This is a genomic window from Serratia sp. JUb9 (assembly GCF_014298095.1).
GTDB lineage: Bacteria > Pseudomonadota > Gammaproteobacteria > Enterobacterales > Enterobacteriaceae > Serratia_B > Serratia_B rhizosphaerae.
In genome coordinates this window covers 2,969,729-2,987,054 of the sequence record NZ_CP060416.1, presented here as the reverse complement: position 1 = coordinate 2,987,054, position 17,326 = coordinate 2,969,729, and the positions used below count along the sequence as shown (strand labels likewise).

Sequence of the window (17,326 nt, the reverse complement as noted above, 5' to 3'; positions counted from 1 at the left end):
GAGGCCGCGCGCCCGGTAACTGCTATTCCTAATCAGGCGTACAGGACGCCGACGAGGAACGACACATGACGGCAGAGGCCATCGACTGTAACGGCGCGGCGAAACCGCAACTGCGTAAATCGCTGAAGCTATGGCAAGTGGTAATGATGGGGTTGGCATATCTGACGCCGATGACGGTGTTTGATACCTTCGGCATTGTGTCCGGCGTGACCGACGGCCACGTGCCGGCGTCGTATCTGTTTGCGTTGGCCGGCGTGCTGTTTACCGCCATCAGCTATGGCAAACTGGTGCGCCAGTTTCCTACCGCTGGCTCGGCCTACACCTACGCGCAAAAGGCGATCAACCCGCACGTCGGCTTTTTGGTCGGCTGGTCGTCGCTGCTGGATTACCTGTTTTTGCCGATGATTAATACCCTACTGGCAAAAATCTATCTGACCGCGCTGTTCCCCGAAGTCCCTCCGTGGGTGTGGGTGGTCGGCTTTGTGTTGATTATGACCGCCATCAATCTGAAGAGCGTCAACATCGTGGCGAACTTTAATACGCTGTTCGTGCTGGCGCAGGTGATGATCATCGTGGTGTTTATTGTTCTGGTGATACACGGGCTGCATAAGGGGGAAGGGGTCGGCACCGTCTGGAGCCTGCAGCCCTTTATCAGCGAAAACGCACACCTGCTGCCGATTATTACCGGCGCCACCATCCTCTGTTTTTCATTCCTGGGCTTTGATGCGGTCACTACCCTGAGCGAAGAAACGCCTGACGCTGCCCGGGTGATCCCGCGCGCCATTTTCCTCACCGCGCTGTACGGCGGCGTGATCTTTATCAGCGTGTCGTTCTTTATCCAGCTGTTCTTCCCCACCATTGAACGCTTCAAGGAGCCGGACGCGGCGCTGCCGGAGATAGCGCTGTACGTGGGCGGCAAGCTGTTCCAGTCCATTTTCCTCTGCACCACCTTTATCAACACCCTGGCCTCCGGTCTGGCGTCGCATGCCAGCGTTTCGCGTCTGCTGTACGTGATGGGGCGCGATAACGTCTTCCCGGAAAAACTGTTTGGCTATGTGCATCCGAAATGGCGTACGCCGGCGCTGAATGTGCTGCTGGTTGGCGCCGTGGCGCTGTCCGCGCTGTCGTTCGATCTGGTCACCGCCACCGCGCTGATCAATTTTGGTGCGCTGGTGGCCTTTACCTTCGTCAATCTGTCGGTGATCAGCCACTTCTTTATCCGCGAAGGGCGCAATAAAACCTGGAAAGATCGTTTCCAATTCCTGTTCCTGCCGCTGGTGGGGGCGTTGACCGTTGGCGTGCTGTGGCTGAACCTGGAGAAAAGTTCGCTGACCATGGGGCTGTGCTGGGCCGGGGCGGGCGTGATTTATCTGGCGTACCTGACCCGGCGTTTTCGCCAGCCGCCGCCGCAGTTTGAGCGCCAGCCGTTGCCGTAATTGTTCGCCTTGCGCGCCGTATTCCGGCGCGCAAGGCGCGCGGTTTTCGTGCGTAAACAGCGCCCTGGCGGGGAAATTAGACTAAGATCATATAACGTCTTCTTGCTGAAGGAACGTGAACTATGCGCAGTGATATCCAGTTTCTTCCCCAGCCGGCGATTGACGATCAGACGTTTATGTACGGCGATACCGTACGGCTGACGACGGCTAATTTACGGCATGAATATCAACTTGATGTAAACATCCTGCGCCGCGCAGGCCGGCAGATATATGGCGCAGTGGTCGCCGCCGCGCCGAAAACAGACATCCCGCCGCAGGAGTGGGAGATTGCACGCGGCGACGAGGTGGTCTTCCGTGAGGAAAATATCGCCAAGGCGGTGCCGGGCGCACGCTGAGGCCGTTGGCTCAGCGCGTGCGGCATCCTGTATCACACATCTCAGTTCGTCGGCGGCACTGGCTTGCCGACGAAACATCGCCGCCTCTCCATCACCGTTGCTTATCCTTGATGTGCTCTCCGTCCGGCTGACCGTCGTGCGCCATGCTATTGCCTGAAAAAACACCACTGATGATAAAAATCACATTGATTATGAATTTTCGTGAAACATAATTTGACAAATGTGAACGCAATCGATTACCTATTCGCAAAACAGGTGGTTAGATCACAGATTCCTACCATCGGAGGTTTCTATAATGCGCCGGTGATCTGAGTGGGTAACGCTTGTTTACACCCTGTAGGGTTCAGACTTATTTGTCATCTTTTTCTAACGGGCAGCGAATAGCCCTTTAAGCATGTGGTAATAAAATGAAAAAAATAGCTCTCGCAGCAGGCGTACTTCTTGCGGCGTCTTACAGTGCAGCATCAGTGGCGGATAGCAAAGACAGCGAGTTTGTCTCGGATTGGTGGCATCAAAGTGTGAACGTGGTGGGCAGTTACCATACTCGCTTCGGGCCACAGCTTAACAACGACGTCTATCTGGAATATGAAGCCTTCGCCAAGCACGAATGGTTCGATTTCTACGGCTACATCGACGTGCCGAAATTCTTCGGCGTTGGCAATACGCCGGACCGTGGCATCTGGGATAAAGGTTCGCCGATGTTTATGGAGATCGAACCGCGTTTCTCCATCGATAAGCTGACCGGCACCAGCCTGGCGTTCGGACCGTTTAAAGAGTGGTACTTCGCCAACAACTATATCTACGATATGGGCCGTAACAAGGCTTCGCGCCAGAATACCTGGTATATGGGCCTGGGCACCGATATCGATACCGGCCTGCCGATGAACCTGTCGATGAACATCTACGCCAAGTATCAGTGGCAGAACTACGGCGCGGCCAATGAAAACAGCTGGGACGGCTACCGCTTCAAGATTAAGTACTTCGTGCCGCTGACCCAGGTATGGGGCGGTAACCTGAGCTATATCGGCTTCACCAACTTCGACTTCGGCTCCGATCTGGGCAAGGATGATTTTACGGTGAACGGCCGTCAGGCGCGTACCAGCAACTCCATCGCCTCCAGCCATATCCTGGCGCTGAACTACGACCACTGGCACTACTCGGTAGTGGCGCGTTACTTCCATAACGGCGGCCAGTGGCAGGATGGTGTGGATATCGGCACGCCGCAGGGGCCGATCAAGTCAACCGGCTGGGGTTACTACCTGGTGGTGGGTTACAACTTCTGATCCCGCGCAAAACAAAAAACCCCGCATTGCGGGGTTTTTTGTTTCATTACTTAGGCGTCCTGGCTGGGCAAGTGTTTGACCGGCATAAATAACCGCCCTTTAATGACATAGCATTCATTGTCGATCCACTTGATGATTTGTTCACAGCTTACGCCTTCCGCTTGTGCATAACGGCTAAGGTCGCCATTGAAATGCCGCGTGATGTATTCCATGAGTGTCATTTGCATTGCTTTTGCTCCTGAGCGCCCGCGCACGGCCTGCTGGCTCGTCACGGGAGGTAAGGTTTCTCCGGGAACAAATTTAAGATATTGACAACAAAATCTCAACACTTAGTTTTGTTAAGGGTATTGATAGCAATAGAAAAAAGGTCCCGCATACCGCGCGGGAAACGGATGATTCATAGACTGTATGGATGAAATAAAACTGCGTGAGGCGCGTCATGGTTGCCGGGAAGGCTCCTGACAATGGCGCGTAGTTCAAAACTACTGGAACACCGGCGGCGTCGCAAGTACATTTTGGTTATGATGGCGCGGAAGCTGAATAATTATGCGTTGATACGCTTTTATCGCCGGACAACGGGATAATCTGCCAGCAGACCGATGATAAGCGCCTGCGTATGGACGATTAGGACAGCAACGCCGAAATATAAGAATTTTCCTCATTCTTTATGGGGTAAATTATACTTATAGTCAGCACAATTCCCCAACCGAGGATGTATCAACATGAAAAAACGTCGTATGACCATCACGGCACTGGCGCTGATCGCTTCTCTGGGCGTCAGCAGCGCGCCGGTCTTCGCCGACAAAGGCGGTAACGGCAACGGCGGTAACGGCCATGGCAACAGCGGTAACCACGGCAATAAGGGTTACGATGGCAAACATGGCAATGGCAATGGTAAAGGCAACGGTAACGGTAACGGCAAAGGCGTTAGCGACGGGCATGGCAACAAAGGCAAGCGCGGCAATAGCTCGGACGACCATGGCCTGGTGCGGGTCGACCTGTCCTATGACCGCGCCCGCTCGCTGGCGCTGAACTACGGCCTGACCGGTTACCAGTCGCTGCCTCCGGGGATTGCGAAAAATCTGGCGCGCGGCAAGCCGCTGCCCCCGGGCATTGCCAAGAAAACCGTACCGGCATCGCTGCTGGGCCAGCTGCCGCACTATCCGGGCTATGAGTGGCGCGTGGTGGGCGATGACCTGGTGCTGATCGCCCTGAGCACTGCGCTGGTTGCATCGGTGATTAACGGCGTGTTTGACTAAGCCGTTTTACCCTGATCAGGCCCCGCTTATGCGGGGCTTTTTTATGTGGGGTAAAATTATGTGACCTGCCGAAAGCGGTGAACTATATTTGCCGGATACTTAATGGGATAACTGAGGAACTATGCTGAAACTCTGTCTGATGGCGGGGCTGCTGTGCAGCTGTTCCGCGTTTGCCGATAATAGCGCGTCGATCGCCGACGTGGTGAACCAGCGTCTGGCGCTGATGAAAGACGTGGCCGGCTATAAGGCGCAGCAGCATTTGCCGATTGAGGATCTGGCGCAGGAGAGCAAAGTACTGGCCAACACGCAGGCGCAGGCAGAAAAGCTGGGGCTGGAGCCGCAGTCCGTGAAGCCGTTTATCGTTGCGCAGATGGATGCGGCCAAGGCTATCCAGTACCGCTACCGGGCTGACTGGCTGGCGCAGCCGGAGACGGGCTGGCAGCCGCAGCCGCTGGATAAAGTCCGGCCGGAGATCGCCCGCCTGAGCGACAAAATCCTGCAGCGGCTGGCGCAGCGCCTGCGGCAAGGGCCGATCGCCGAGAACGAGCGCCAGGAATTTATCCAAACCATCCAACAGGTTAATTTGACCGCTGCGGATAAGCAGCGGCTGTTTGACGCGCTGTTAATGGTCAAACTCAATGGGCAGTGAGCATTATTCCGTATGGCGTCCGGTGCCGCGTCTGAAGGTCAGCACCCGGCTGCGCTCGGCGATCAGGTCAACGCTGTAACCGCGGAAGTAGAGACAAAAACGCTTTAACCACGGCCCGTCGCGGCTCTCAACCAGCATGCGACCGTCGCCCAGCGGACTGAGGGTGCCGGTATGCGCCGCCGGGCCGACGCCGATATGCACCTGGTCGCCGCGGATCTCAAAAGCGGTGCGGTAGTGCGGGTGGTACCAGGTGCCCTGCACATGCGACAAACAGCGGCCGCTGGTCTGCACCGGCCAGAAGGTGCGGGCGACGTGGCCCACTTCTCCTTCAATATTTTCGCCGTTCCATTTCAGCCGCATCGGCCGCTGGGCGCTGAGCGAAACCGCATAGCCGTCCCCCGCCTGATACAGCGTCTCCGGGCAGCCAAGATAGGCGACATTACCGTTGTTGACCTCCAGCCAGTACGGTTCTGCCAGCGTCGCGTAGATGCCGTCAGGAATGGCGCGGCTGCGCGGCGGCAGTGGTTCACCCAACAGGGCGGCCATCACCTGCAGGGCGATGCTGGCGCTGTCGCAGTCTTCGCGGTTGGCCACCAGCGCCATACCGGCCTGTCGTTCCGGCGCCAGCAGGAAATAGGTTTTATAGCCGGCATGAGAGCCGCCGTGGCCCAGTAACACATGCGGACCGAGCGGGGTGCGCGCCAGCCCCAGCCCGTAGGCGCTGGGCTGGCCGTTTGTCAGATAGCGCGGCGCGCTCAGCTGCTGCAGCACGCCGGCGGCCGGGCCGCGGTCACCGAGCAGCGCCTGCAGCCAGCGGGTCAGATCGCCGAGGCTGCCGGTCAGGCAGCCCGAGGCGGACAGATGCAGGCCGGCGCTGCTCTGCTGCCAGCCGTGCGGCGTGCGCCAGTAGCCGGGCGACAGGCCGGGGACGATATCGAACCAGCTTTCCGGCGCCTGCCAGCGCAGCTGCAGCGGCTGCGCAATATACTGCTGAACCAACTGCTCAAAGCGGTAGCCCCGCTCCTGCAGCGCCGCCTCCACCAGACGGTAACCGGTGTTGCTGTAGCTGATTTCGCTGCCCGCCGGGAAGTTCAGGCGCTTCAGCTCCTGGATGAACGTCATTACCGGCTCCGCGTGGCTGACGCTGTAGCCGGAGATGCCGAGCAGCCCGAGCGTTTCACGCACGTCGGGCAGGCCGCCGGTCATATCCAGCGCCTGGCCGACGCTGACTGCGGCCGGCTCGCCGCGCAGCTGCGGCAGCAGTTCTCCCAGCGTCTGGTCGAGGCGCAGCGAACCCTCGGTCGCATTCAGCGCCAGCGCGGCGAAGATATGCTTGGTCAGCGACGCGTAGCGCACCACGCTGTCGGCGCTAAAGGGTTCGCCGCGCGCCAGATCGGCCAGACCGGCGCACGCCACCGCCTGTGTGTGTTGTGCATCAAACAGGGTAATAGCGCCGCCGGGGTCGCCCGGCAGGCGCCAGCCGGCCAGTAAGCGCTCGGCCGTGGCCCGGGCTTCACGCCAGCGTAGCTGGGTGTCAGACATAGTTAGCCTCCAGAGTTCAATGATACGGGGCGCAGAACGCCGCTACCGCCGGTTTGTACGCGCAGATAAAGGACGCCATCCGGTCTGTTATATCACCGTCTAAACGGTGCTTTTGGCTCGATTGTGGCGCAGCAGAGCGGCCGGCATCCGCTGTTTTGTGCGGTGTTGGCGGCAGATCGGAGAAGTTTGTTGAAATTTGCGATACAGAGCGCAGATTACGCCGTTTAGGCGGGGGAGTTGCAGCCCGGCAAAGATTCTCCGGGCCGATCGGGCGGCTCAGCGTTGCTGCGCGCCCCAGTCGATCATGCTGTCGATCATCCGGCTCAGCAGTTGCTGCAGCGGCGCGGCGCGCGCGGCGTCGAAGGCGAACGGATACTGCTCGGACATATAATTGACCTGCGCCAGTTCCAGCTGCACCGCATGCTGGTTTTCCGCCGGTTTGCCGTAGGCGCGGGTGATATAGCCGCCTTTAAAGCGTCCGTTCAGCACATGGCTGAACTGTTGCTGCCGCTCGCAGCAGCTCACCAGCCGGTCGCTGAGCGCAACGGCGCAGCTGGCGCCATCGTTGGTGCCCAGGTTGAGATCCGGCAGCTTGCCGTCGAACAGGCGCGGAATCACCGAGGCAATGGAATGGGCGTCAAACAGCAGCGCATAGCCGTGCTGCGCCTTCAGCCTGGCCAGCTCATCCTGCAGCTGCTGGTGATACGGCTGCCAAATCTGTTGCAGATAGCCGGCGCGCTCCTGGTCATCCGGCGCTTGGCCGGGCAGAAAGCTGGGTTCGCCGTTAAACAGTACGTCCGGATACAGCCCGGTGGTGGCGGTGCTGTAGAGCGGTTTATCGTCCGCCGGGCGGTTGAGGTCGATAACAAAACGCGAGTAATTACCTACCAGAATGCTGGCGCCAAGGTCGCGGGCAAAGTCATACAGCTGAGGAATATGCCAGTCGGTGTCCGGCAGCGCGCGCGCGTCTGGCGTCAGCCCGGCCTCAACGGCCGGCGTCAGCTGTGTGCCGGCGTGAGGAATACTGATTAACAGCGGCAGGCTGCCGGTTTGGAAATGGAACGGATCGCGAATGGTCATTGACGTATTTCTCCTCGGAAAATCACCGTGCAGGGCAGCTGTCCGCCCAGCCAATAAGTCAGTTCAGCCGGCCGGGACAGCGGCCAGTGGACGAAGTCCGCCACCTTGCCGCTTTCCAGCGAGCCGTGGCTCTCCTGCAGCCCCAGCGCCCGGGCGGCGTGCAGCGTGACGCCAGCCAGCGCCTCTTCCGGCGTCAGGCGGAACAGGGTGCAGGCCATGTTCATCATCAGCCGCAGCGACAGCGCCGGCGAGGTGCCGGGGTTGGCGTCGCTGGCGATCGCCATCGCCACCCGGTGTTTGCGGAACAGTTCGATCGGCGGACACTGGGTTTCACGCAGCAGGTAGTAAGCCCCCGGCAGCAGCACCGCGACGGTGCCGGCGGCGCCCATCGCCTGCGCGTCCTGCTCGGTGGCGTATTCAAGATGGTCGGCGGACAGCGCATGATGACGCGCTGCCAGCGCGCTGCCGCCCAGTGCGGACAGCTGCTCGGCATGCAGCTTCACCGGCAGCCCGGCGCGTTCGGCGGCGGCAAACACTTTTTCCACCTGCTGCGGCGAAAAGGCCAGATGTTCGCAGAAGGCGTCGACCGCATCGGCCAGGCCGGCGCCGGCGGCTTGTGGAATAATGGTGTCGCATACCAGATCGATATAGTCATCGGCGCGGCCGGCATATTCCGGCGGCAGCGCGTGGGCGGCCAGACAGGTGGTCTTCACTTCTACCGGCAGCGTGTCGGCCAGCCGGCGCGCCACCCGCAGCATTTTCAGCTCGCTTTGCGGCGTCAGCCCATAGCCGGACTTGACCTCCACGCAGGTCACGCCTTCCGCCAGCAGCGGGCGCAGGCGGAACTGCGCCTGCTCCAGCAGTTGCTGTTCCGAGGTGTCGCGGGTGGCGTTGACGGTGGAAATGATTCCGCCGCCCTGCGCGGCGATCTCGGCATAGCTGACGCCGTTCAGCCGCTGTTCAAATTCCGCGCTGCGGTCGCCGCCGAACACCAGATGGGTATGGCAATCCACCAGGCCGGGGGTAATGATGCCGCCTTCGAACTTCACCGTCTCATCTGCGGTAATCGCCGGGCGTGCAGCGTATTCGCCAATCCAGACGATTTTACCGTCGCGCACCGCCATCGCGCCGTCGTGCAGAATATGGTATTTGCCTTCGCGCATGGTGACGATATCCGCCCCGTGCCACAGGCTGTCGCAGTGAATCTCGCTGGTCATCGTTGTCCCGCCTTGCTTGGTTGTATATACAATTAAACACAAGCTAGCGCATTCATCAACGGTCGACAAGAGGTAGCAGGGATAATTTGTTACGGAAATGTGATCGCTATACCCTAAATAATTCAAATGGCAGGAGGGCGGCGAATGAAGGAATCCCGATGCGCTTACACCGGTCAGTGATTCGGGTGACTGAATGCAGCCAACGCACCTGCAATTTGCAGTATGGCGGGGATAAACGGCGGGGCGGCGTGGCGCCCCGCGCGGAGGGATTAAACGTCGAAGCGTCCAAACAGCTGATAACGGCTGCCGGGATACAGCAGCCGCGCCGAGGTGACCACGGTTTTGCCTGACCAGGTGCGGCGATGGATCAGCAGGCAGGGTTCGCGCTCTTCCAACTGCAGCAGCTCGCGCTCCTGCTTGCTGGCGACCACCGCCTCGACGATATGCTCGCCGGCGGTCAGGGGCGCGGCCTGCGTCAGGTAGATATAAGGCGTCACCCGATCGAAATCCTGCTGAAGATAGTCGGGTGCGGCCAGCGGGTTGACGCAGCGGTTTTCCAACTGCACCGGCATCTCGTTTTCATAGTGGACGATCTGCGAATAGAACAGCTGCTGTCCCGGCGCTATGCCCAGCGCGGCGGCCTCTTCATCGCTGGCGGTGCGCGCCGTCATCTGCAGTATCTTGCTGCTGTGGCGGTGACCGCGGGCGGCGATTTCATCGGCGATGTTATGCACTTCTAACAGCGCGGTGTGCGCTTTGGCCTCGGCGACAAAGGTGCCGACGCCCTGCATACGCACCAGAAAGCCTTCGCTGGTCAGCTCACGCAGCGCACGGTTGATGGTCATACGGCTGACGCCCAGCTCCGCCACCATTTCGCTTTCCGAGGGCACGCGCTGGTGCGGCTGCCAGTGGCCGGCGCGGATCTGATCCACGATCGCCTGTTTCACCCGCTGGTAGATGGGGGCGGGGGTATCGCTCATGGCCGTAGCCAGTTGTAACACGCTCTGTTGATCAACCACGACGTTAACCTCGTCAAATAAAAAAATAATAACATCAGTTTACTGTTGATTAGGGCATCTGTATATGTATATACAAGTAATAGCCGATTCTCCAGATTAATGTTACCGGCTTGAAACATTTACCTGTGCGCGCGCTGCGCGCTTTCGCCGTTACACCAACGTTGGAATATTGCTATGCCTGCTTACTACGCTAAACGCGCACTGCTTCCCACCGGCTGGGCGCATGCCGTCCGGCTGGACGTCGACGCTCACGGTTTTCTTACCCAGGTTACCCCGGATGCCAGCCCGGAAGGCTGCGCGTTGCTGCATGGCGACGTGGTGCCCGGGATGCCGAACCTGCACTCGCACGCGTTTCAGCGGGTGATGGCGGGGCTGGCCGAGGTGGCGGGCGATCCGCAGGACAGTTTCTGGACCTGGCGCGATCTGATGTACCGCCTGGTGCAGCGCCTGACGCCGGAGCAGGTCGAAATCATTGCCCGCCAACTGTATATCGAAATGTTACAGGGCGGCTATACCCAGGTGGCAGAGTTTCATTATCTGCATCATGACGCCGACGGCAAGCCATACGCCGACCGTGGCGAAATGACCGGCCGCCTCAGCCGCGCCGCGCAGCAGGCGGGGATCGGCATGACGCTGCTGCCGGTGTTGTACAGCTACGCCGGCTTCGGCGCACAGCCGGCGCAGGCGGGGCAGCGGCGCTTTATCCAGGATGTGGACAGCTATCTGACGCAGCAGCAGGTTATCACCCGTCAGCTGGCGGGGCAGCCGCTGCAGAATCAGGGGCTGTGCTTCCATTCGCTGCGCGCGGTGGAACTGTCGCAGATGGAGCAGGTGCTGGCGCAGGCCGATAGCACGCTGCCGGTGCATATCCATATCGCCGAACAGCAAAAAGAGGTGAACGACTGTCTGCAGTGGAGCGGCCAGCGCCCGGTGGCGTGGTTGTATGAGCATCTGCCGGTCGACAGCCGCTGGTGTCTGGTGCACGCCACCCATCTGGATAACGCCGAGCTGGAGCAGCTGGCACACAGCCGGGCGGTGGCGGGGTTGTGTCTGACCACCGAGGCCAATCTGGGCGACGGCATCTTCCCCGGCGACGCCTATCTGCAGCGTCAGGGACGCTGGGGCATCGGTTCGGACAGCCACGTCTCGTTGAATGTGGTGGAGGAGTTGCGCTGGTTCGAATACGGCCAGCGCCTGCGCGACCGGCGCCGCAATCGTCTGACGACGGCGGAACAGCCGTCGGTGGGCGATGTGCTGTATCAGCAGGCGCTGCAAGGGGGAGCGCAGGCCTGCGGCGCGCCGATCGGCCGGCTGCAGAGCGGCTACCGCGCCGATTGGCTGGTGCTGGACGGCGACGATCCGTATCTGGCGGCGGCGCCGGACGCGGCGATCCTCAACCGCTGGCTGTTTGCCGGCGGCAAGGCGCAGATCCGCGACGTGTTTGTTGCCGGATCGCAGGTGATCGAGCAGGGGCGCCATGCGCTGCAGCAGCAGAGCCGCGCCGAGTTTATGCAGGTGCTCAAAACCTTCCAGCAGGAGGCGTGATGCTGATTAACCGGTTTGATTTTGCCGACCTGCCGGTCAGCCCGTGGCGCAACGGCGGCGGAGAAACGCGTGAAATTGTCTGCCAGCCGGCAGACGGCGTCGATTTCGACTGGCGGGCGAGTATCGCCACCATCGCACAGGACGGGCCGTTTTCCGCCTTCGACGGTATCGACCGTTCGATTACCCTGCTGGAGGGCGACGGCGTCCACCTGTTCGGCGACGGCATTGACCACCGGCTGGAGACGGCGGGCGAACCCTTCGCCTTCTCCGGCGATGCGGCGCTGCAGGCGCGCCTGCTGGGGGGCATCAGCCAGGATTTTAATATCATGACCCGGCGCGGACGCTGGCGCGCCACGGTGCGGCGGCTGACGGCGGCGTGTGAGCTGCCGGCCGCCCACGCCGGCGTCTGGTATGTGCTGCGCGGCGAATGGCAGTTGCCGGCAGAAACCCGGCTCGGCGCCCGGCAGGGCGGCTGGTGGCCGGAGGCGGCACATGGCGGGCAGGCCGCACCGTTGAGCGCGGATGCGTTGGCGCTGTGGGCCGATCTCAGCCGGGTGTAAACGGCGGTAGTCTCTGCGGCTGAGTTATGGGATTATGCGAGGTCTCGTTTCATTTCCCAGTCAAGGCAGAGAAGGGTACATGGCTTCGCTGAAAGACGTTGCAAAACTGGCCGGGGTTTCGTTGATGACGGTATCTCGCGCCATCAACGAGCCTGATAAACTGCGGGCGGAAACCTACCGCCGGGTGAAGCAGGCCATCGATCAACTGGGCTATGTGCCGGATCTGGCCGCCCGCCGCATCCGCGGCGACGGCGGCCGGGTGCAGACCATCGGCGTACTGGCGCTGGACACCGCCACCACGCCGTTCTCGGTCGAAATGATCCTGTCGATAGAAAAAACCGCGCGCGAACATGGCTGGAACAGCTTTGTCGTCAACCTGTTTGACGATGAATCGGCGGAGCATACGGTGGATCTGCTGCTGGCGCACCGGCCGGACGGCGTGATTTTCACCACCATGGGGCTGCGCCAGGTGACGCTGCCAGCCAAGCTGCTGGATAAGCGGCTGGTGCTGGCAAACTGTTTCAGCCGTACGCAGCGTATCGCCAGCTATATCCCGGATGATGAACAAGGGCAGTATGACGCGGCGCGCGCGCTGCTCGACAAAGGCTACCGCGCGCCGCTGTGTATTTATCTGCCGGAAGACGTGCCGGCGGCGACGCTGCGCCGACGCGGGCTGGAGCGCGCCTGGCGGGAGGGCGGCGGCGATATGGCGCAGCTGCGGCAGTACCACCTCAACCTGAGCGGCGGCGATGAGCATTACCGTGACTGCGTCGAACTGTTGGCGCGCCATTTCGCCCCCGGGCGGCAGGAGTGCGACGTGGTGGTGTGCGGCAACGACCGGGTGGCGTTCCTGGTGTACCAGACGCTGCTGGCGCAGGGCTGGCGCATACCCCAGCAGGTGGCGGTGCTGGGCTATGACAACATGGTGGGGATTGGCGAACTGTTTCAGCCGCCGCTCACCACCGTTCAACTGCCGCACTATGAACTGGGCCGCCAGGCGGCGCTGCACCTGATCGAGCAGCGTGAGCACCGCGACAGCGTCAAGGTACCGTGCCCGCTGTTGCTGCGCGCGTCGCTGTAGCTTTTCTGCATGGCCCGGCAGCGCGGGCCGCACAGATTATTGCCAGATGCTGTCCAACGTCCAGCCGGCGATCGCGGTGAAATGCGCCTCGCCGCCTTCGACAAACAGGCCGGGCCGGCAATCGCCGTCCTGCGGATAGATGCGGCTGGTCAGACAGGCTTCGCCGTCATTGACAAACACTTCCAGCGAAGAGCGATCGATAAACAGCCGCAGCTGCAGACGGTCGCCGGCCGGCAGCGGCACGCTGCGGCAGCCGCACAGCGCCGGATCGTCGCTGAACCGCTCAAGCACCAGCCGGTGCGCCTGATTATCCACATACAGTCGCGCCGCGTCGCCCAGGCTTACGCCGTAGCGTTCGGCATCGCTGCCGGCCAGATCCAGCGTCAGTAGCAGTTCGTGCAGCGCATCCCCCAGCGGCAGATGCTGGTTGTGGCAGCGCACGGCGTCAAACTGCCGTGCTTCGCGGCGCAGCGCCGTCAGTTCGCGCGCCGGCTGCATGCGCACCTGCCCGGCGGCGCTGAGCGACAGTTCGCGCGGCAGCGTCAGCGCGCCGGCCCAGCCGTGCGCCTTGCTGGGCATCGGCGATTCCCACATATCCATCCAGCCGAACAGCAGGCGACGGCCATCGGCGGCGGTGAAGGTCTGCGGCGCATAGAAGTCGTGCCCGGCATCCAGCTCGCTGAACGGCTGGGTCACTTCAAAGGCCTCGCCCGGCTGCCAGTTACCGAGCAGGTAGCCGCTCTGGAAGAGGTTGCGATAGCGGTAGCCCTGCGCCGCCAGTCCCTGCGGGGAAAAAATCATCAGCTGACGTTCCCCCAGCGGGAAGAAATCCGGGCACTCCCACATATAGCCCTGCCGGGCATGCTCGGCGGCGGCCAGCACCCGCTCAAAGCGCCAGTCGCGCAGATCGTCGGAACGGTACAGCCATACCTGGCCCAGATCGCTGTCTTTGACGCCCACCACCATCCACCACTGCTCATCTTGCCGCCACACTTTCGGATCGCGAAAATGCATGATGCCCGCCGGCGGCGTCAGCACCGCGCCGTGCTTGGTGAAATGGATGCCGTCCTCGCTGGTAGCCAGGCACTGCACCTCGCGCAGCTGCGAGTCGTCGCCCGGTTCGCCGAGCCAGACATGGCCGGTATACAGCAGCGTCAGTACGCCGTGGTCATCGACTGCGCAGCCGGAGAAGCAGCCGTCGCGGTCGTCGGCGTCGCCGGGCGCCAGTGCGATCGGCTGATGCTGCCAGTGCACCAGATCGCGGCTGGTGGCGTGTCCCCAGTGCATCGGCCCCCAATTTTCATCGAAGGGGTGATGCTGATAAAACGCATGGTATACCCCGTTGATGAAAATCAGTCCGTTGGGGTCGTTAATCCAGCCGGCCTGGGCGGCCAGGTGGAAACGCGGATACAGGTCGTCCTGACGCGCGGCGCGCAGTTTTTCTACGGCGTGATCGGCCTGGGCTAAGAGTTCTTTCATTGGCTTGGCTCGCTTAAGGGATGAATGTTGTGCTTACCGCCGGCGGTTTCGCCGCGCAGCAGCCAGCAGGAGAGCAGGGTGGTGGCGGCGACCACGCCGCCCATCAGCAGGTAGGTGTCGGCAAAGCCGATACGGTCATAGCCGTAACCGGCCAGCGGTGACAGAAAGCTGGCCATCACCTGAGTAATAAACTGGAATCCCACCAGATACAGCGTGGAGGAGAGGCGGCTGTCGAAGCGCGTGGCGATATATTTGAAAATGGCGATCAGCAGGATCGGCAGTTCAACGGCGTGCAGCAGCTTCATCAGGGAAATCAGCAGCGCGCCGCTGACCAGGCCGGAGCCGAGCATACGCAGCGTCATCACGGCGCCTGCCAGCAACAGCCCTTGCTTGGCGCCAATGCGGTTAACCAGCAACGGCGCCAGGAACATGCCGCCGGCCTCCAGAAATACCTGCAGTGAATTAAGAAAACCGTACATCTCGTTGCCCTGCTGCGGCGTGGCGAACTGGGCGGCGAAATAGACCGAAAACTGCTGGTCGAACACGCTATACACGCTGATGCCGAGTACAAAGATTGCCAGCGCCCAGAAGCCGGGCAGGCGCAGCAGCGCCACGGCGTCCTGCAGTCGCAGATTTTCCGCTTTGCCGTACTCCAGCTCGGCCATGGCGTTGGCCTTCAGCTCGCGCACCTGGCTGAGCAGCAGCAGGAATACCACTGCGGACGCCGACGCCAGCCAGAAATTGATGTCCGGGTCGATATTAAAGATAAAGCCGGCCAGAAAGGTGGCGCTGGCCCAGCCGAGCGAGCCCCACATGCGGGCGCGGCCGAATTCAAAGCCGACGATGCGGCTGACGCGCTCGGTATAGGACTCCAGCGCGCCGATGCCGGCATAGAAGGTAGCGCCGATAAACACGCCGCCGACCAGCGCGCCCAGCAGCAGGTTGCTTGCCAGCAGCGGGGCGTAGACATAGATAAAAAACGGGCCGGTCAGCAGCAGCATTACGCCGAGGTACTGCAGCAGGTATTTGCGCAGGCCGAGTTTGTCCTGAATAAAACCGTACAGCGGCTGGGCGCACAGCGCCACCAGCGAGATGGCAGAGAAGATGAGTCCGGTTTCCGCGCCTTTCAGGCCGATTTTTTGGCTCAGCCACAGTGAAATCAGCGAAAAGCTGGATGACCAGGTAAAGAAAAAGAAGAACAGCAGGCCACTCAACAGAAAGTAATATTTTTTTGTTTTGCGGTTCATGATGATGCCCCGGTGAAGGAAGATAGCCTGATTGTTAACGTTAACTTTGTTTGGCTGGAAGTCATCTTACGCGATGATTGCGATGTTAATCACAAAAGTTAACGTTAACATTTTGGCATTGTGATCGCTATCACGTCTGGTCGGCTGAGGGGTTAGGCCGCGTCGAGCGGGCGCAGGTGGTCGTCGCGCCGCAGCGTCATCAGCGCCAGCAGGCTGATCAGTGAGGTAGCCACCACGTAATAGGCCGGAATATCGATATTGCCGGTTTCACGAATCAGACCGGTGATAATCAGCCCGGCGGAGCCGGAGAACACCGCGTTGGACAGCGAATAGGCCAGCCCGAGCCCGGTATAGCGCACTCGGGTGGGGAACATCTCTGCCAGCATCGCCGGGCCGGGGCCGGCCAGTAGCCCGACCACCGCGCCGGCCACCAGCACCGCCGCACCTTTTTGCCACAGCGCCGCGCCGGCGTCCTGCAGCAGATGCAGCAGCGGAAAGGTAAACAGGATCACCGCGCTGATGGCGCCGATCATCACCGTTTTACGCCCCAGCCGATCGCTGAGGATACCGGCCGGCAGAATGGTCAGGGCAAAACCGACGTTGGCCAGCACGGTGGCCGCTAACGCCTGTTGCAGCGTGGCGTGCAGCGAAGTTTGCAGATAGGTGGGCATCACCACCAGAAAGGTGTAGCCGGCGGCCGACCAGCCCATCATCCGGCCAATGCCGACGGTTATGGTTTTGACCACGACAAGCGGCGCGGCGGACGCCGGGCGCTCGGCGGCGGCGGGCCGTTGCTGCGCCTGGGTGAAGCTGGGCGTCTCCTCCAGTTTTAGCCGCAGCCACAGCGCCAGCACGCCGAGCGGCAGCGCCAGCAGGAACGGGATGCGCCAGCCCCAATCATGCAGCTGCTCGTGGCTGAGCAGCGCGCTGAGCAACGCCACCAGCCCGGCGCCTGCCAGCAGCCCGAGCGCTACGGTCAGCGACTGCCAGGCGCCGAAGCGGCCGCGTTTGCCGGGCGGGGCGAACTCGGTCAGCAGTGCGACCGCACCGCCGAACTCACCGCCGGCGGACAGCCCCTGCAGCATACGCAGCAGCGTCAGCAGCAGCGGGGCGGCGACGCCGATTGACGCATAAGTCGGCATCACGCCGATCAGCGCGGTGGTCAGCGTCATCAGCAGCACCACCACGATCAGCGTCGGCCGCCGGCCGATACGATCGCCGATGCGGCCAAAAATCACCGCGCCGATGGGACGGCAGAAAAACGCCAGCGCAAAGGCGGCATAGGCGAGGATCAGGCTGGTAACGGCATTTTCGCCTTGCAGGGTGAAGAAGTTGGCGGCGATCACCGTGGCCAGAAAGCCGTACACGCCAAATTCGTACCACTCAATAAAGTTGCCGACCGAACCGGCCAACAGCGCCTGACGTGAGCGGCGGCTGTCCATCACTGCGGAGTTTGCTGTCATGCTGATCCTTAACCAATCATCCGGGGGGCAGAACAGGGCATTTGGTTTGCCTATGGATTATTTAGACGCTG

General features: G+C 61.3%; 16 protein-coding genes. 8 read left to right on the top strand and 8 right to left on the bottom strand.

Going from position 1 to position 17,326, the window contains the following annotated elements:
- Positions 1-65: 65 nt before the first annotated feature.
- From HF675_RS14185 to HF675_RS14175, 3 genes are all read left to right on the top strand, one after another.
- Positions 66-1,436, top strand: a complete 1,371-nt coding sequence (locus tag HF675_RS14185) for an APC family permease (RefSeq protein WP_105230789.1) — start codon at positions 66-68, stop codon at positions 1,434-1,436.
- A 122-nt stretch (positions 1,437-1,558) separates the two neighbouring features.
- Complete coding sequence (locus HF675_RS14180) at positions 1,559-1,831, top strand: hypothetical protein (protein ID WP_105230790.1); 273 nt, start codon at positions 1,559-1,561, stop codon at positions 1,829-1,831.
- Positions 1,832-2,238: 407 nt separating this feature from the next.
- Positions 2,239-3,114, top strand: coding sequence for a nucleoside-specific channel-forming protein Tsx (locus HF675_RS14175; protein WP_105230791.1), 876 nt, complete (start codon positions 2,239-2,241; stop codon positions 3,112-3,114).
- Positions 3,115-3,164: 50 nt separating this feature from the next.
- Here the strand turns inward: HF675_RS14175 and HF675_RS14170 are convergent, their stop codons facing one another.
- Complete coding sequence (locus HF675_RS14170) at positions 3,165-3,341, bottom strand: hypothetical protein (protein WP_172606286.1); 177 nt, start codon at positions 3,339-3,341, stop codon at positions 3,165-3,167.
- A gap of 495 nt (positions 3,342-3,836) precedes the next feature.
- Between HF675_RS14170 and HF675_RS14165 the strand changes: the two genes are divergently transcribed.
- Both HF675_RS14165 and HF675_RS14160 read left to right on the top strand, forming a co-directional pair.
- Positions 3,837-4,373: an anti-virulence regulator CigR family protein gene (locus tag HF675_RS14165; protein ID WP_187043267.1), complete on the top strand. Its 537-nt coding sequence runs from the start codon at positions 3,837-3,839 to the stop codon at positions 4,371-4,373.
- Between the two features lie 121 nt (positions 4,374-4,494).
- Positions 4,495-5,022 carry a chorismate mutase gene (locus HF675_RS14160; protein WP_187043266.1) on the top strand — a complete coding sequence of 176 codons (528 nt, stop codon included), beginning with the start codon at positions 4,495-4,497 and terminating at the stop codon, positions 5,020-5,022.
- Positions 5,023-5,025: 3 nt separating this feature from the next.
- Here the strand turns inward: HF675_RS14160 and HF675_RS14155 are convergent, their stop codons facing one another.
- The 4 genes from HF675_RS14155 to hutC all read right to left on the bottom strand — a co-directional run bounded on the left by HF675_RS14155 (position 5,026) and on the right by hutC (position 9,880).
- Complete coding sequence (locus HF675_RS14155; RefSeq protein WP_187043265.1) at positions 5,026-6,564, bottom strand: serine hydrolase; 1,539 nt, start codon at positions 6,562-6,564, stop codon at positions 5,026-5,028.
- Positions 6,565-6,840: 276 nt separating this feature from the next.
- Positions 6,841-7,644, bottom strand: coding sequence for an N-formylglutamate deformylase (hutG, locus tag HF675_RS14150; protein WP_187043264.1), 804 nt, complete (start codon positions 7,642-7,644; stop codon positions 6,841-6,843).
- Positions 7,641-8,861, bottom strand: coding sequence for an imidazolonepropionase (hutI, locus tag HF675_RS14145; protein WP_187043263.1), 1,221 nt, complete (start codon positions 8,859-8,861; stop codon positions 7,641-7,643). Before hutI ends, hutG begins: the two co-directional genes overlap by 4 nt.
- 269 nt (positions 8,862-9,130) lie before the next feature.
- The gene (hutC, locus tag HF675_RS14140) at positions 9,131-9,880 is read right to left on the bottom strand and encodes a histidine utilization repressor (RefSeq protein ID WP_111737237.1); all 750 of its coding nucleotides are present in this window, start codon (positions 9,878-9,880) and stop codon (positions 9,131-9,133) included.
- Between the two features lie 174 nt (positions 9,881-10,054).
- Here hutC and HF675_RS14135 point away from each other — a divergent pair, with 174 nt between their 5' ends.
- The 3 genes from HF675_RS14135 to HF675_RS14125 all read left to right on the top strand — a co-directional run bounded on the left by HF675_RS14135 (position 10,055) and on the right by HF675_RS14125 (position 13,066).
- Positions 10,055-11,425 carry a formimidoylglutamate deiminase gene (locus HF675_RS14135; protein ID WP_187043262.1) on the top strand — a complete coding sequence of 457 codons (1,371 nt, stop codon included), beginning with the start codon at positions 10,055-10,057 and terminating at the stop codon, positions 11,423-11,425.
- Entirely contained in the window at positions 11,425-11,985 is a 561-nt protein-coding gene (locus HF675_RS14130) for a HutD family protein (RefSeq protein WP_105230799.1), read from the top strand. The genes HF675_RS14135 and HF675_RS14130 overlap by 1 nt, the downstream gene beginning before the upstream one ends.
- A 79-nt stretch (positions 11,986-12,064) precedes the next feature.
- The gene (locus tag HF675_RS14125; protein ID WP_105230800.1) at positions 12,065-13,066 is read left to right on the top strand and encodes a LacI family DNA-binding transcriptional regulator; all 1,002 of its coding nucleotides are present in this window, start codon (positions 12,065-12,067) and stop codon (positions 13,064-13,066) included.
- A 36-nt stretch (positions 13,067-13,102) separates the two neighbouring features.
- On the opposite strand, the gene HF675_RS14120 is transcribed toward HF675_RS14125, so the two are convergent.
- The 3 genes from HF675_RS14120 to HF675_RS14110 all read right to left on the bottom strand — a co-directional run bounded on the left by HF675_RS14120 (position 13,103) and on the right by HF675_RS14110 (position 17,255).
- Positions 13,103-14,545 carry a glycoside hydrolase family 32 protein gene (locus tag HF675_RS14120; RefSeq protein ID WP_187043261.1) on the bottom strand — a complete coding sequence of 481 codons (1,443 nt, stop codon included), beginning with the start codon at positions 14,543-14,545 and terminating at the stop codon, positions 13,103-13,105.
- Positions 14,542-15,792 carry an MFS transporter gene (locus HF675_RS14115; RefSeq protein ID WP_187043260.1) on the bottom strand — a complete coding sequence of 417 codons (1,251 nt, stop codon included), beginning with the start codon at positions 15,790-15,792 and terminating at the stop codon, positions 14,542-14,544. Before HF675_RS14115 ends, HF675_RS14120 begins: the two co-directional genes overlap by 4 nt.
- A 152-nt stretch (positions 15,793-15,944) precedes the next feature.
- Positions 15,945-17,255, bottom strand: a complete 1,311-nt coding sequence (locus HF675_RS14110; RefSeq protein ID WP_187043259.1) for an MFS transporter — start codon at positions 17,253-17,255, stop codon at positions 15,945-15,947.
- Between the last annotated feature and the right edge of the window lie 71 nt (positions 17,256-17,326).

Coding starts and splice junctions, on each gene's coding strand:
- HF675_RS14185 (WP_105230789.1), top strand. CDS start 66: ATGACGGCAGAGGCCATCGACTGTAACGGCGCGGCGAAACCGCAACTG.
- HF675_RS14180 (WP_105230790.1), top strand. CDS start 1,559: ATGCGCAGTGATATCCAGTTTCTTCCCCAGCCGGCGATTGACGATCAG.
- HF675_RS14175 (WP_105230791.1), top strand. CDS start 2,239: ATGAAAAAAATAGCTCTCGCAGCAGGCGTACTTCTTGCGGCGTCTTAC.
- HF675_RS14170 (WP_172606286.1), bottom strand. CDS start 3,341: ATGCAAATGACACTCATGGAATACATCACGCGGCATTTCAATGGCGAC.
- HF675_RS14165 (WP_187043267.1), top strand. CDS start 3,837: ATGAAAAAACGTCGTATGACCATCACGGCACTGGCGCTGATCGCTTCT.
- HF675_RS14160 (WP_187043266.1), top strand. CDS start 4,495: ATGCTGAAACTCTGTCTGATGGCGGGGCTGCTGTGCAGCTGTTCCGCG.
- HF675_RS14155 (WP_187043265.1), bottom strand. CDS start 6,564: ATGTCTGACACCCAGCTACGCTGGCGTGAAGCCCGGGCCACGGCCGAG.
- hutG (WP_187043264.1), bottom strand. CDS start 7,644: ATGACCATTCGCGATCCGTTCCATTTCCAAACCGGCAGCCTGCCGCTG.
- hutI (WP_187043263.1), bottom strand. CDS start 8,861: ATGACCAGCGAGATTCACTGCGACAGCCTGTGGCACGGGGCGGATATC.
- HF675_RS14135 (WP_187043262.1), top strand. CDS start 10,055: ATGCCTGCTTACTACGCTAAACGCGCACTGCTTCCCACCGGCTGGGCG.
- HF675_RS14130 (WP_105230799.1), top strand. CDS start 11,425: ATGCTGATTAACCGGTTTGATTTTGCCGACCTGCCGGTCAGCCCGTGG.
- HF675_RS14125 (WP_105230800.1), top strand. CDS start 12,065: ATGGCTTCGCTGAAAGACGTTGCAAAACTGGCCGGGGTTTCGTTGATG.
- HF675_RS14120 (WP_187043261.1), bottom strand. CDS start 14,545: ATGAAAGAACTCTTAGCCCAGGCCGATCACGCCGTAGAAAAACTGCGC.
- HF675_RS14115 (WP_187043260.1), bottom strand. CDS start 15,792: ATGAACCGCAAAACAAAAAAATATTACTTTCTGTTGAGTGGCCTGCTG.
- HF675_RS14110 (WP_187043259.1), bottom strand. CDS start 17,255: ATGACAGCAAACTCCGCAGTGATGGACAGCCGCCGCTCACGTCAGGCG.